This window comes from Caulobacter sp. 05L422 (assembly GCF_056397765.1).
On the sequence record NZ_JBFTOB010000021.1, the window covers coordinates 85,101 to 97,848 of the forward strand.

At 70.0% G+C, this 12,748-nt stretch carries 14 protein-coding genes; 4 read left to right on the forward strand and 10 right to left on the reverse strand.

Annotation, left to right across the window (positions count from 1 at the left end; genetic code table 11):
- Window positions 1-54: 54 nt before the first annotated feature.
- Together AC1DMQ_RS19400 and AC1DMQ_RS19405 are read right to left on the reverse strand one after the other, a co-directional pair.
- Entirely contained in the window at window positions 55-2,193 is a 2,139-nt protein-coding gene (locus AC1DMQ_RS19400) for a histidine kinase dimerization/phosphoacceptor domain -containing protein (protein WP_477035193.1), read from the reverse strand.
- A complete protein-coding gene (locus AC1DMQ_RS19405) occupies window positions 2,190-2,738 on the reverse strand; it encodes a biliverdin-producing heme oxygenase (RefSeq protein WP_477035194.1) in 549 nt (182 codons plus the stop codon). The genes AC1DMQ_RS19400 and AC1DMQ_RS19405 overlap by 4 nt, the downstream gene beginning before the upstream one ends.
- Before the next feature lie 159 nt (window positions 2,739-2,897).
- On the opposite strand from AC1DMQ_RS19405, the gene AC1DMQ_RS19410 reads away from it, so the two are divergent.
- The gene (locus tag AC1DMQ_RS19410) at window positions 2,898-3,257 is read left to right on the forward strand and encodes a phage holin family protein (protein WP_477035195.1); all 360 of its coding nucleotides are present in this window, start codon (window positions 2,898-2,900) and stop codon (window positions 3,255-3,257) included.
- Here AC1DMQ_RS19410 and AC1DMQ_RS19415 read toward each other — a convergent pair.
- The 8 genes from AC1DMQ_RS19415 to lgt all read right to left on the reverse strand — a co-directional run bounded on the left by AC1DMQ_RS19415 (window position 3,254) and on the right by lgt (window position 10,714).
- Window positions 3,254-3,991, reverse strand: a complete 738-nt coding sequence (locus AC1DMQ_RS19415; RefSeq protein ID WP_477035196.1) for a tetratricopeptide repeat protein — start codon at window positions 3,989-3,991, stop codon at window positions 3,254-3,256. The two genes, AC1DMQ_RS19410 and AC1DMQ_RS19415, sit on opposite strands and share 4 nt — an antisense overlap.
- Before the next feature lie 85 nt (window positions 3,992-4,076).
- Entirely contained in the window at window positions 4,077-4,697 is a 621-nt protein-coding gene (pth, locus tag AC1DMQ_RS19420; protein WP_477035197.1) for an aminoacyl-tRNA hydrolase, read from the reverse strand.
- A gap of 95 nt (window positions 4,698-4,792) precedes the next feature.
- Complete coding sequence (locus AC1DMQ_RS19425) at window positions 4,793-5,395, reverse strand: 50S ribosomal protein L25/general stress protein Ctc (RefSeq protein WP_477035198.1); 603 nt, start codon at window positions 5,393-5,395, stop codon at window positions 4,793-4,795.
- 168 nt (window positions 5,396-5,563) lie between these two features.
- A complete protein-coding gene (locus AC1DMQ_RS19430) occupies window positions 5,564-6,676 on the reverse strand; it encodes a hypothetical protein (protein ID WP_477035199.1) in 1,113 nt (370 codons plus the stop codon).
- A gap of 156 nt (window positions 6,677-6,832) precedes the next feature.
- A complete protein-coding gene (locus AC1DMQ_RS19435; RefSeq protein WP_477035200.1) occupies window positions 6,833-7,771 on the reverse strand; it encodes a ribose-phosphate pyrophosphokinase in 939 nt (312 codons plus the stop codon).
- A 113-nt stretch (window positions 7,772-7,884) separates the two neighbouring features.
- On the reverse strand, window positions 7,885-8,664 hold the full coding sequence (pgeF, locus tag AC1DMQ_RS19440; RefSeq protein WP_477035201.1) for a peptidoglycan editing factor PgeF: 780 nt from the start codon (window positions 8,662-8,664) through the stop codon (window positions 7,885-7,887).
- 3 nt (window positions 8,665-8,667) lie between these two features.
- The gene (locus AC1DMQ_RS19445) at window positions 8,668-9,819 is read right to left on the reverse strand and encodes a class I SAM-dependent methyltransferase (protein WP_477035202.1); all 1,152 of its coding nucleotides are present in this window, start codon (window positions 9,817-9,819) and stop codon (window positions 8,668-8,670) included.
- Entirely contained in the window at window positions 9,806-10,714 is a 909-nt protein-coding gene (gene lgt / locus AC1DMQ_RS19450) for a prolipoprotein diacylglyceryl transferase (RefSeq protein WP_477035203.1), read from the reverse strand. The genes AC1DMQ_RS19445 and lgt overlap by 14 nt, the downstream gene beginning before the upstream one ends.
- A gap of 128 nt (window positions 10,715-10,842) precedes the next feature.
- Here lgt and AC1DMQ_RS19455 point away from each other — a divergent pair, with 128 nt between their 5' ends.
- From AC1DMQ_RS19455 to proC, 3 genes are all read left to right on the forward strand, one after another.
- Complete coding sequence (locus AC1DMQ_RS19455) at window positions 10,843-11,109, forward strand: accessory factor UbiK family protein (RefSeq protein WP_477035204.1); 267 nt, start codon at window positions 10,843-10,845, stop codon at window positions 11,107-11,109.
- Between the two features lie 126 nt (window positions 11,110-11,235).
- A complete protein-coding gene (locus AC1DMQ_RS19460) occupies window positions 11,236-11,742 on the forward strand; it encodes a type III secretion system chaperone family protein (protein WP_477035205.1) in 507 nt (168 codons plus the stop codon).
- 182 nt (window positions 11,743-11,924) lie between these two features.
- The gene (proC, locus tag AC1DMQ_RS19465; RefSeq protein WP_477035206.1) at window positions 11,925-12,707 is read left to right on the forward strand and encodes a pyrroline-5-carboxylate reductase; all 783 of its coding nucleotides are present in this window, start codon (window positions 11,925-11,927) and stop codon (window positions 12,705-12,707) included.
- The last annotated feature ends 41 nt before the right edge of the window (window positions 12,708-12,748 follow it).

Below are 12,748 nucleotides of genomic sequence, written 5' to 3' on the forward strand. Positions count from 1 at the left end.
GCAAAATGCCGCGCGACGCGACGTCACCTTCAAAGGGCCTTCCCCGAGGGGATTTCAGAGCCGGCCGACGGACAGCTCGGCCCGCACGCCGGGGGCGTTGTCGTGGTAGGTCAGGGTCCCGCCCATCTGACGGACCAGGGCATCCATCATCTTGCTGCCGAAGCCGACGCGCGGACCTTGCTTGCCGCCGCCCTGGTCGGCGACGATCAGGCGAAGGCGATCACCGTCCTCGACCAGACCGATGTCCAGCCGGCCGGGCTTGCCGTGGTAGGCGTACTTGACCGCGTTGATGAACAGCTCGGTGACCACCAGGCCGATGATCACCGCCTTGTCGGTGGGCACGGTCACCGGCGCGGCGTCGACCCGCAGGTGGCGGCCCCAATCCTCGTCCAGCGTGCCGACCATCTCCTCGGCCAGTTCGGTCAGGTAGCGGTCCAGCGCCACGGTCTCCAGCTGGTCGCCGCGATAGAGCCGCCGGTGGACCAGGCCCACGGCGGTCAGGCGGCGGCTGGCTTCCTCCAGGGGCGCGCGGGCCACCGGATCCTCGAGGGCCTTCATCTGGATGGTCAGGAAGCTGGCGGCCAGGGCCAGGCTGTTCTGCACCCGATGGTTCACCTCGCGCAGCAGGAAGTCCTTCTGGCGCAGCAGCTCGTCCTTGTCCTGCAGGGTGGCGCGCAGGTGGTTGTTCAGCTCGGCGGTGCGGCGGGCGCGGCGCAGGTCGATCAGGTCGTCGCGCAGCCGCAGGGCGGCGGCGGTCTCGACCGCGGTCCAGGGACGCGACCGGCCGCGCACGGTCTGGGTCCAGGCGTCGAACGAGGCGCGCGGGGTCAGGACCCCGTCGGGCGTTGTCGCCTTCACCGGCTCGCCCGCCCAGCGCACGGTCTCGACCTGTTCGGCCCGGGTCCACAGGATGGCCAGCAGGGGCGAGCGCTCGACCACTACGCCCATCAGGCCCGAGGCCAGGGTGCGGAACGAGACGGCTTCGGGAATCTCGGCGGGCGCCTGGTCGGTGGCGGCCACCCCGTCGGCGGCGTTCTCCATCAGCCAGTCGCGCAGCATCGCAGGGGCCGGGTAGGGCGGCAGCTTGCCCGCCACCTCGATGCGCTCGTCGCGGAACACCGCCACGCCGTCGGCGCCGGCCAAGCGCTGCAGGTCGCGCAGATGCTCTTCCAGGGCCAGGTCGGCGTTGTCGGCGCGCGCCAGGGCGTGGATCATGTCGTCGCCCAGCGACCGCAGGCGCAGGCGCTCGTGATAGGTCTCGGCGTCCTCCTTGGCCTTGATCTGGCGGGCCAGGCCCCCGGCCAGGGCGCGGCAGGCGGCGCGGATGTCGTAGGGCAGCAGGCGCGGCGTCTCGTGGTGGCAGGCGATCAGCCCCCAAAGCCGCCCGTCCTTGATGACCGACACCGAGGCCGAGGCGGTCACGCCCATGTTGCGCAGATACTGCAGGTGCACCGGCGAGACGCTGCGCAGGGCGCAGTCGCTCATGTCCAGCAGGGGCTCCATCGGCGGCAGCAGCGGGGCGGGGACGTAGACCGCGTCGGGGATCACCCGCACGAGGTTGCGCACGTAGAGGGCGCGAGCCTGCTTGGGGATGTCGCTGGCCGGGAAGCGGTGGTTGAGGAAGGGCTGGACGTGGGGTGCGCGGCTTTCGGCCACCACCTCGCCGGCGTCGTCCTCGCCGAAGCGATAGACCATCACCCGGTCGAAGCCGGTCAGGTGGCGGAACTCCAGGGCCGCGCGGTCGTACAGGGTCTTCAGGCCCGGGCAGCGCTCGAACGCGGCGGCCGCAGACTCCAGCTGGGCCAGGATCTGGGCGCCGGTCAGGGCCATGTCGAGGCCCGGTTCGACCTCGACCAGCACCTTGTCGGCCTGGAAGCTGGCGCTGACGTCGAAGGCGCGATCGGCCACGCGCAGGGCCCCGACGAAACCGCCGCCGCTGCCCGAGGCGGTGACGGCGGCGATGCGCCGGGCGACGGCGTCGCCGAGCACCGCGCCGGCGGTCGCCCCGATCCACGCCTCCGCGCCCAGAAGCCCGGCCACGTCGCCGGCCGCGTGGCGGATCTCCAGCGTGTCGCGGTCCAGCACCAGCAGCACGCCGTGCGGCTGGATCGCGCCGGGAATGTGGATCGGCTCGCGGTCGCAGGACGCGATCTGCTCGGCCGTGGGGCCCGTCACGGGATCGGGCGTGGTCATGCCGGAACCCCGCACATCCAGGCTTCCATCTGGGCGAAGGCCGAGCGGGCGCCGCGGGCCGCGGCGGCCTTGTCGTCGGCGCGCTCCAGTACGGCGCAGAAGGCCTTCCAGCGGATGCCGGTCGCCTCGCCGTAGCCCTGGAAGAAGCTCAGGCCCTCGGGCGACAGGCCGCGCAGGCGAAGCTGCTTGTCGATGACCCGGCCGCCCAGGGTCGAGCCTTCCAGCACATAGAGGAAGCCCAGGGCCTCGCAGCGTCCGGTCGGGGCGGCCAGCGGGGCGTCGGCCGGCGGCGCGGCTTTCAGGGCCGCGATGTCGCGCTCCAGGGCCGGGGCCTTGCGGCGGGCGTCGAACTCCAGGTCCGGCTCGTCGGCCAGCACGCGCGCAAGGGCGGCTTCGGCGGGACGATAGAAGGCCAGGAACCGGCCGACCATCTCGCGGCGACGGACGGGATCGGCGACGCGCGCGAAGACGTCCAACCGAGCTTCCAGGCCGTCGTGCAGGTCACGGGTGGCCGAGCGCAGGTGATCGAGGATCGGCGATGTCATCAGGCGATTGTATTCCCGTGGCCAAGGCCGAGTCTCAGACCATAGCTCTCAATGAACATGTTCACTGTCGGCTATGCGACCCAAGGCGCGGCGAGGCCTTGCTGCGACAGGGGAAGTGCACATCTAATAGTCGCGCTTGGACGCCAAGGAGGCTTGCCCGTGACGCGCTTCATCATCCGTGCCCTGATCGCCGCCCTGGGGCTGTGGCTGGCGTCCGAGATCGTGCCGGGCATCGCCGTGCCGGGCGGCTGGACCAGCCTGCTGATCGCCGCGGTGCTGCTGGGCGTGGTCAACGCCATCGTCCGGCCCGTGGTCTTCGTGCTCACCCTGCCGATCACCGTGGTGACGCTGGGCTTGTTCCTGTTGGTCGTGAACGCCGCGATGCTGGGCCTGGTCGGCCTGATGCTGAAGGGCTTCGTGGTCGACGGCCTGTGGGCGGGGATCTTCGGCTCGCTGGTGGTCGGCGCCGTCAGCTGGCTGGGCCACCTGCTGATCGGGGACGGCGGAGAACGGAACTAGGTCCCCACCGCCGCCGCCGCCAGGTCGCGCCAGCCGCGGGCTTCCTTGCGGAAGTGCGAGTGGGTCTTGGCCAGGCGCTTGTCGATCTCGGTCAGGGCCTCGCGGGCCTCGTCCTTGCGGCCGGTCTCGGCCAGGAACACCGCGTAGCGCGCCATCCCCTCGAAGCCCGGCAGGTGCGCCGCCGCCCAGCGCAGGGCGGTGTCGGCCTCCGACTCGCGGCCCTGGGCGTGATAGGCGCGGCCCATGGCCAGGGCGACGTTCGGCGTGCGGGCGGCGGGCGACTGGGCGCTCAGGCTTTCCAGCAGAGGCAGCGCCTCGGCCGAGCGGTTCAGCTCGATCAGGGCGTTGGCGCGGCCCAGCAGCAGCTGCGGATCGTCGGCGTACATGCCCTGCAGGGCTTCGGCGTACAGGCGCTCGGCCTCGGCATGCTTGCCCAGGCCGCTGGCGGCGACGGCCAGGCGGGTGCGGTTGGTGACGGTCGCGGCGTCGTCGACGGCCCGGCTCGCCTCGCGGTACTCGCGCTGCGGGTCGAGGACCTGGCGCGCGGCTTGCCGGGCCTTCTGGGCCTTGGCCCCGCCTAGGAACTCCGGCGCGACGATAGCCAGCAGGTAGACCAGCCCGCCCAGCGGCTGGAACAGCAGGATGATCATCAGCCAGTACATCTGCTGGCTCGTGCGCACCACGTGGACGCACAGGGCGATCGAGAAGATCAGCGACAGGCCTATCAGGATCATCGGTAGAGGCGCTCCAAGCTTGGCGTTGGCCAAGGCTAGGCTGTTATGTGTGGGCGGAAGCCGGCGCCGTCAATCGGCCGGTCCCTTACTCGGGCTGGCGCGCGGCCTTCTTCGGATCGGCTTTCGGCGCGGGCGCCAGGCGCAGCACCTCGGCCTGGTAGCGTTCGTCGTCGCCGGCCGCGGCGAAGGGCAGGGCGTCGGCCAGGGCGTCCAGCATCGGGTCCAGCCACTGGTGCTCGACCTTGTGGAAGTCGCCCAGCACGTAGTGCATGACCGCGTCCTTGTGGCCCGGATGGCCCACGCCGATCCGGCCGCGGCGGAACGTGTCGCCGATCTGGCTGGTGATGGAGCGCACGCCGTTGTTGCCCGCCGCCCCGCCGCCGGCCTTCATCCGGAAGCGGCCGGGGGCCATGTCGATCTCGTCGTGGAAGACGATGACGTCGCTCGGCGCCAGCTTGAAGAACTTCATCGCCTCGCCCACGGCGCGGCCGCTCTCGTTGTAGAAGGTCTTGGGCTTGAGCAGCAGCAGCTTGACCGGGCCGTTCTGCGTGCCGATCTGGCCCTCGCAGGCCAGGCCCTGGAAGCGCGAACGCCACGGCGACGTGCCCCATTTGCGGGCCAGGGCGTCGACCGCCATGAACCCGACATTGTGGCGGTTCTTCTCGTATTTCGGCTCGGGATTGCCGAGGCCGGCGAGGATCAGCATCGCTCAAGACCTAAACTGGGCGTCAAAACGAAAAACGGGCGGGCCTGAAAGCCCGCCCGTTCTCACGTATCAGATCGGTGACCCGACCAAAGCGCTTAGGCTTCGGTGGTGGCCGTGTCGCCTTCGTTCGATTGCGAAGCGGCCGAGGCCTTCAGGTTGGCGATCACGAAGTCGCGGTCCTGGGCCGGGCGCACGCCTTCCGGCAGCTTCACTTCCGAGATGCGGATGACGTCGCCGATGTCGTGCGAGGCCAGGTCGATGACCAGCTCTTCGGGGATCTTGTCGGCCGGGCAGGCCAGCTCGACGGTGTGACGGATGACTTCCAGCGTGCCGCCCTTCTTCAGGCCGACCGAGGTTTCGTGGTTCTTGAAGTGCACCGGCACTTCGATCTTGATCAGCTGGTGCTCGTCGACGCGGTACAGGTCGAAGTGCAGCGGCACGTCGGTGACGGGGTGGAATTGCACGGCCTTGGCGATGACCGATTGCTTGTCGGCGCCGTGTTGCAGGGTCACCAGGTGGCCCAGCAGCTTGCCGGTGTAGAGCGCCTTGCGGAATTCGTTGACCTTCACGGCGATGTTCACCGGGGCTTGGTTGCCGCCGTACAGCACGCCGGGGACCAGGCCCTGGCGGCGGGTTTCGCGCGAACCGCCGGTGCCGGCGCGGTCACGAAGTTCGACGTTGAGAATGATCTCGGCCATGTCTTGTCTCTCTGGAGAGCCCCATGCTCTCGAAATGCGAAGCCGCCGCACAAGACTGGATTGTCTCGCCCGGTCGACGTTTTTGGGTCGCGCCTCATACACAGAACGGCCGCCCGATGCAACGGGCGGCCGTCTGGAGTGCGACGAAAGGGCAGGCTGTAGAGCCGCTTAGCTCTTCTTCTTGGTGGCCGGGGCCTTCTTGGCGACCGGCTTCTTCTTGATGACCGCCGGTTCGGGCTTGGGCGGGGGCGGCGGCTCGTAGGGCATCGCCGCGCCCGACGCCTTGATCACGCACATGCCGGTGTCGATCATGATGTGCTGGCCCAGGCAGAAGACGTCCTCGTAGTGCGGCTTGGAGACGGCCAGGCACTGGTAGAGGTTCAGCTTGGCCATGTTCAGGCACATGGCGCTGGCCGGCTCGGCCATCACCGCGTCGATCAGGGCCAGCTTGTCGTCGCCCGCGTAGCCGAGCGCGGCCAGGGCCGCGACGGCGAGGCCGCGGATCACCAGGGGCTTGTACGGCGGCGGCGCGGCCCGGGGGCCGGCGACCGGAACGGCGGTCGTGTCGGTCGCGGGGACCGCGGTCACGGAGGCGTCGGGAGCGGACACCAGCGTGGCCCCGCTCATCGAGGCCTGCCGCAGGGCCGCCACGTCGGCGCTGTCGGCCAGGGCCGGCGTCGCCGACATGGTCTTGGCGTAGGCCAGGCGGCCGTCGCGGTCGAGCACCGGCAGCAGCGACCACTTGGCGCGCTGGACATCGTAGGCCGACTGCTTCACGGCCTTGCCGGCGGTGTAGAGCTTCACGCCGTCGGCGCCGAGCGTGTCGATGATCCGGCCGGCGGCGGTGTCGCTGCCCTTGAAGCCGACGGCGTAGGCCGGGTCGGAGATGATCTGGTTGATGACCTGCTGGCGCTGGGTCGGATCGGCGGCGAACGCGCGCACCGAGGCCACGTAGGTCGGGTCCTGCAGGGCCAGGACGGCGGCGTAGGCCGTGGCGCCCGACAGGAACTGCTTGGGCTCGTAGCCGACGCCGACCTTCAGCGAAGCCTGGATCTGGTCGCCGTTCTCGAACGTGGCGCCGATCGCGCCGGCGCGCTGCATGTAGCCGCGGAAGGCGCTGGCCTTCTCGACGATGCTCGAGGACAGGGTGATCGGCGGCGGGGCGGGCGGGGCGAGGACCACCGGCGGCGGCGGCGGCGGCGTTTCGCAGCTGGCCAGCAAGGTGGCGGCGACCACGGCGATGGCCGTCAGCGCGGCGCGCGTACGCGTGGTGGAAAGCATCCCTGGAACATCCCCAATGATATAGAGCGCCCGCCATAACACTGGCGCGCGGGCGAGATTGTGACAGTCAGCCCGTTAACCATGTCTTGACAAGCGTAGCTGTCGAAAAGGCGTGTGTAGCCCGATCAGTTCCCGCCCAGGGTGTTTTTCCGAGGCTTAGTCGAACAGCTTGGAGACCGATTCCTCGTTGGCGATCCGGCGGATGGCCTCGCCGATCAGCGGGGCGCAGGACACGTAGCGGATCTTCGGGCAGGCCTTGACGGTGTCGGAGGCTTCGATCGAGTCGGTGACCACCAGTTCGGTCAGCACCGAATTGGCCACGCGCTCGGCGGCCGCGCCCGACAGCACGCCGTGGGTGACATAGGCCGAGACCGACTTGGCGCCGTGCGCCATCAGGGCGGCGGCGGCGTTGCACAGGGTGCCGGCGGAATCGACGATGTCGTCGAACAGGATGCAGCGACGGTCCTTCACGTCGCCGATGATGTTCATGACCTCGCTCTCGCCGGGGGCCGAGCGGCGCTTGTCGACGATGGCCAGGTCGGCGTCGTTCAGGCGCTTGGCCAGGGCCCGGGCCCGCACCACGCCGCCGACGTCGGGCGAGACGACCATCAGGTCGTCGCCCATCTTGTAGCGCTTGTGGATGTCGTCGGCGAGCAGGCGCGAGGGCAGCAGGTTGTCGGTCGGAATGTCGAAAAAGCCCTGGATCTGGCCCGCGTGCAGATCCATCGTCAGGACGCGGTCGGCGCCCGAGCGGGTGATCAGGTTGGCCACCAGCTTGGCCGAGATCGGCGTGCGGCCGCCGGTCTTGCGGTCCTGGCGGGCGTAGCCGAAGTAGGGCAGCACGGCCGTGATCCGCTTGCCCGACGCGCGCTTCAGGGCGTCGATGCAGATCAGCAGCTCCATCAGGTTGTCGTTGGCCGGATAGCTGGTCGACTGGATGACGAAGACGTCCTCGCCCCGCACGTTCTCGTCGATGGTGACGAACACCTCGAGGTCGGCGAACCGGCGCACCTGGGCGCGGGTCAGCGGCATGTCGAGATACTCCGCGATGGCCTGGGCCAGGGTGCGGTTCGAGTTGCCGGACAGCAGCTTCATGATTTTATCTCGGGAAGGGGTGTCGCCGTTGCGGGGGCTTCTAGCAGTCTCGGGCGTGGGAACAACCCCGTGTTTCCACTGAGCCTCGTTATTCGGCCCTTCGTCCCGGGCGCTCACGCTTCTAACGCGATCGCCGAGAGAAGTCGTCCGTAGTCGGACTCCCCGGCCAGGAAGGCCCTGCGGTTCGAAAAGAACAGGTCCGGCTCGGTTCGCGTGTCGCGGCCGACCCATTCGCTTTGTCCGACGCCGGCCGTCTCCAGCCGGTCCAGGACGAAGGCCGGCAGGTCGAACAGGCGCTTGTCGTCGGCCTGGCCGGGCGCAAAGAATCGGCCGGAGCCGGGGCTGTCGGCCTCGAAGCGGTGCAGGAACTCCAGCCCCACCTCGTAGGACTGCGGGCCGATGCAGGGGCCGACGGCGGCGACCATGCGAGACGGTTGGGCGCCCAGGGCGGTCATCTGGTCGACCGCGGCCTGGACGACGCCGTCCAGCGCCCCGCGCCAGCCGGCGTGGGCGGCCGCGACGATGCGGGCGACGGGATCGGCGATCAGCACCGGGGCGCAGTCGGCGTGCAGGGCTCCGCAGACCACGCCCGGGGTCTTGGTGACGACGGCGTCGCCCTCGGGGCGAACGTCGCCCCACGAGCCGTCGGCGACGATGGCGATGGTCGAGTGGATCTGGAAGCAGGTGTTGAGGTCTTCCGGCGCGGCCCCGAACCAGGCGGCGGCCCGGGCGCGGTTCTCGGCGACGTCGGCCGGCTCGTCCTTGCTGCCCCGCCCGACGTTGAGGCTGGAATAGAGCCCGGTCGACACCCCGCCCTGGCGCGTGAAGAACGCATGCCGGACCCCCGCGACGGCGGCCAGCAGCGGCGACTGGACGGTGGGCAGGTCGTGCATCGTCTACGGTTCCTCGAAAAGCGGAGGAGAAAGGCCGGGCGCGGACAGGCAGGCGACCTTGAACAGCTGACCCATCTGCGCCGCTCCGGTCAGGCGATCAAGCTGCCTGGCCAGCTTTTCGGCCTGATCGGGGCGCGCGGCGGCCAGGGCCTGGGCGCGGGCTTCGATCCCCAGCGCCTGGAGGAACGCGCCTTGGCTTAGGATGGGTCCCGTCGCGGCGCCCGCCTCGACGGCGGCGGCCAGCACGGCGGGAAAGTCGGCCCAGACGGTCAGGTCGGCCTGGCCCGGCTCGGCCAGCGGCGAGACCTTGGCGTGGGCTTTCAGGGCCTGCAGCGTGTCGCCGGAGCCGGGCGTGTCGCGGCCGTAGTCGATCAGCAGCGCCGCCCCGCCGTCGCGGGCGACGCGATGGCCGATCTCGGAGCCTAGAGCGGCCTGGGCGGGCGAGGATTCGACGACGACGCCAGGCTCCAGGTCCTCACCTTGTGGGGGAGGTGTCGATCGAAGATCGACGGAAGGGGGAGTTTGCTGGCTCGGCAGGTTCCCCTCACCGACCCTTCGGGCCGCCTCCCCCACAGGGGGAGGGCCTAGCGGCTTGAGGCCGAACGCCAACTCGCCTTGCTCATCCAGCCCAACCATCCGCTCCGCCCAGCCGCCGGCCGTCCGCACGAACTGATACGCCGGCAAACAGTCCAGCACCTCGTTGGCGACCAGGATCAGCGGCGCGCCGGCCGGCACGGCTTCGAGGCGATCGACCCAGCTGGGCGTCAGGGGCGCCAGTTTCGCGGCCTGGACCGCGCGCAGCGGCGGCGACACCTCGACCAGCCACAGGTCGGCGGCGTCCAGGAACTCGGGCAGCAGCCTGGCGGCCCGCAGGATGTCGGAAATCAGCGTCCCGTCGCCGGGGCCCATCTCGACCAGCCGCACCGGCGCGGGCCGGCCCATGCGGGTCCAGGTCTCCAGGATCCACAGGCCGATCAGCTCGCCGAACATCTGGCTGACGCTGGGCGCTGTCAGGAAGTCGCCGCCCTCGCCCAGCGCCGGGCGCGTCGCGTAGTAGCCGTCGCGCGGGTCGTGCAGGCAGCGGGTGAAGTACTCGGCGACGCTGATCGGGCCGTCCTGGGCGATCTGGGCCCGCAGGCGGTCAAGCAGGCTCATGATCTTCCGCGACGGGGACGGGAGCCGGCTCGCGCAGGGCCCGCCACAGCAGCCAGGCGCCGACCAGCAGCATCGGGATCGACAGGATCATCCCCATGGTCAGGCCCAGCGGGAAGTCGGGCATGCCGTGATCGGGATTGCGCACGTTCTCGAGCAGGGCCCGGAACAGGCCGTAGCAGATCAGGAAGGTCGCCACGAGCGCCCCGCGACGCTGCAGCCACTTCAGCTTGTAGGCCGCGAAGCTGAGGATCAGGAACAGCACCACGCCTTCCAGCGCCGCCTCATAGAGCTGGCTGGGATGGCGCGGTTCCGGACCGGCGGGACACGAGCCGCCGTTCGCCGCTTGGATCGTGCGGTTGCAGAAGATCATGCCGAACGGATGGTCGGTGACCCGGCCCCACAGCTCGCCGTTGATGAAGTTGGCGCAGCGGCCGAAGAACAGGCCGATCGGCACGACGGGCGCGACCAGGTCGCCCAGCTTCAGCATGTCGATCTTCTGCTGGCGGGCGAACAGCGCGATCGCCGCGCACACCCCCAGGAAGCCGCCGTGGAAGGACATGCCACCCTCCCAGATCTTGAAGACAGCCAGCGGGTTGGCCGCCAGTCCGGCCCGCTGGTCGGCGTTCATCAGCATGTAGAACAGCACGTAGCCGATCCGCCCGCCCAGGATGATGCCCAGGGTGATCCACAGCACCAGGTCGTCGATCTGCACTGGCGTGGCGGTGGGCTTGTGGCCGCCCCACAGCTTGGCGTCGCGCACCAGGACGACGGCGTAGCGCCAGCCCAGCAGGATGCCGGCGACATAGGCCAGGGCGTACCAGCGCAGGGCCAGCGGGCCCCATTGCAGCGCCCAGGGGCCGATGTGAACGATGGGGTCGATGTCGGGGAAGATCACGCCGCGAGCGCTCCGGACGGACAGATGGTCGCACCTCTACCGCGTTCCCACTTCGCTTTCATCCCTCGTTTCCCATATAAGGCCAGCGACGAACCGCGCCGCGCCCCCGAGGCGCTTTGGGAATCTCGATGCACAGCCAAAACCCCTTCCTCGACGAATTCGCCAAGCTGACCCAGGCCGCCATGGGCATCGCCCAGACCGCCGGCGAGGAAGCCAAGACCGCGATGCGGGCCCAGGCCGACCGCCTGGCCGCCGAGTTCGACCTGATCCGGCGCGACGATTTCGAGGCCCTGAAGGCGGAAGTGGCGGCGCTGCGCGCCGAAGTCGCCGAGCTGAAGGCCAAAAAAGCCCCCGCCAAGAAGGCCGCCGCTGGTAGCGATAACGCGGCCGAATAGGCGAGTTTCGTTCCCGTTCAGCGTGAAGGCGGTTGTGACGCCGCCCGCGAAGCAGATTAGAGTCCCTCGAGTGGGTGATTTGGACGGGCCCCACGGCCTGTCCCTCCCCGGGGGCCAAAGGTTCTTATGGACACCCAACCAGAAGAAGACGACGTCCTGCTGGCGATGGATCCCCTCGAGGTCGTCGAGCACGTCCTTGCGGCCGAGAACCTGACGTTCGACCGCACCGAGGACGGCGACCTGGCCTTCGCCCTGACCGGCGACTGGAAAGACTACGAGCTGTGGTTCGCCTGGCGGCCCGAGGCCGACTGCCTGCAGCTGTGCCTGTCGCTGGACCTGCGCGCCACCAAGACCAAGCGCCCCGCCGCCTACGAACTGCTGTCGATGATCAATCAGCGCGTCTGGCTGGGCCATTTCGAGGTCTGGACCGACGACGGCGAGGTCGTGTTCCGTCATGCCTTGGCCCTGCCGGCTGGCGAGCGCCCGACCATGGCCCAGGCCGCCTCGATGATCGACGCGGCCGTGGAAGCCGCCGACCGCTTCTATCCGGCCTTCGACTTCCTGCTGCACGGCGCCAAGACCCCCGACGAGGCCATGGCCGCCTGCATGTTCGAGACCGTCGGCCAGGCTTAGACGAAGCCCTTCTCCCCTTGCGGGAGAAGGTGTCGGCGAAGCCGACGGATGAGGGGTTGATGGGAGACGCAGCCGCGTTTCGCCTCCCCCTCCGATAGGCAGGTGCGACCCCTCATCCGACCTGCTACGCAAGCCACCTTCTCCCGCAGGGGGAGAAGGATCAGGTAGAGCGGAGATCCTGCATGACCCCCATCCTCCTCCTCGGCGCCGGACGCATGGGCGGGGCCCTGATCGAGGGCTGGGCCAAGGCGGGGGCCTTCGCCGCCGCCGACCTGATCGTCCGTGATCCCCATGTCGACGCCGGCGCCTTTCCCGGCGCGACCGTCAATCCGCCGCTCGAAGCCCTGTCCGTCGCCAAGACCGTGCTGCTGGCCGTCAAGCCGCAGATCTGGCGCGAGGCCGTGGCCGACGTCGTTCCGCACCTCGCTCCCGACGCGGTGATCGTCTCGATCGCCGCCGGGGTGCGCGCCGCCGACATCTCCGCCGCGTTCGGCGGCCGGGCCGTGGCCCGGGTGATGCCGACCACCGCCGTCGCCATCGGCCTGGGCACGGCCAGCATCTTCGCCGAAACGGCTCAGGCCAGGGCGCGCGCCCACGCCCTGCTCGACCCGGTCGCCACGACGGTCGATCTCCACGACGAGGAACTGATGCACGCCGCGACCGCCGTGTCGGGCTCGGCCCCGGCCTATCTCTACGCGTTCATCGAGGCGCTGGAGGCGGCGGGCGCGGGCCAGGGTCTCGACCCTGCCGCTTCGGCCCAGCTGGCGCGGGCCACCATCGTCGGCGCGGCGGCCCTGCTGGGCCGGGGCGGCGAAGAGCCGGCCGAACTGCGCAGGCAGGTCACCTCGCCGGGCGGCACCACCGCCGCGGCGCTGGGCGTGCTGATGGGCGAGGGCGGGTTTGGAGACCTGCTGCCACGCGCGTTGGACGCCGCGGTGAAGCGGTCGGTGGAACTGGGCGGGTAAATCCTTGCCCGGATTGGGGACAGGCACATGTGCCCTCTCCC

What these genes read in the sequence shown, in the direction of transcription:
- AC1DMQ_RS19435 (WP_477035200.1), bottom strand. Translation starts at nt 7,771, where the DNA reads ATGAAGCTGCTGTCCGGCAACTCGAACCGCACCCTGGCCCAGGCCATC.
- AC1DMQ_RS19400 (WP_477035193.1), bottom strand. Translation starts at nt 2,193, where the DNA reads ATGACCACGCCCGATCCCGTGACGGGCCCCACGGCCGAGCAGATCGCG.
- AC1DMQ_RS19430 (WP_477035199.1), bottom strand. Translation starts at nt 6,676, where the DNA reads ATGCTTTCCACCACGCGTACGCGCGCCGCGCTGACGGCCATCGCCGTG.
- AC1DMQ_RS19415 (WP_477035196.1), bottom strand. Translation starts at nt 3,991, where the DNA reads ATGATCCTGATAGGCCTGTCGCTGATCTTCTCGATCGCCCTGTGCGTC.
- pgeF (WP_477035201.1), bottom strand. Translation starts at nt 8,664, where the DNA reads ATGCACGACCTGCCCACCGTCCAGTCGCCGCTGCTGGCCGCCGTCGCG.
- proC (WP_477035206.1), top strand. Translation starts at nt 11,925, where the DNA reads ATGACCCCCATCCTCCTCCTCGGCGCCGGACGCATGGGCGGGGCCCTG.
- pth (WP_477035197.1), bottom strand. Translation starts at nt 4,697, where the DNA reads ATGCTGATCCTCGCCGGCCTCGGCAATCCCGAGCCGAAATACGAGAAG.
- AC1DMQ_RS19455 (WP_477035204.1), top strand. Translation starts at nt 10,843, where the DNA reads ATGCACAGCCAAAACCCCTTCCTCGACGAATTCGCCAAGCTGACCCAG.
- AC1DMQ_RS19460 (WP_477035205.1), top strand. Translation starts at nt 11,236, where the DNA reads ATGGACACCCAACCAGAAGAAGACGACGTCCTGCTGGCGATGGATCCC.
- AC1DMQ_RS19425 (WP_477035198.1), bottom strand. Translation starts at nt 5,395, where the DNA reads ATGGCCGAGATCATTCTCAACGTCGAACTTCGTGACCGCGCCGGCACC.
- AC1DMQ_RS19445 (WP_477035202.1), bottom strand. Translation starts at nt 9,819, where the DNA reads ATGAGCCTGCTTGACCGCCTGCGGGCCCAGATCGCCCAGGACGGCCCG.
- AC1DMQ_RS19405 (WP_477035194.1), bottom strand. Translation starts at nt 2,738, where the DNA reads ATGACATCGCCGATCCTCGATCACCTGCGCTCGGCCACCCGTGACCTG.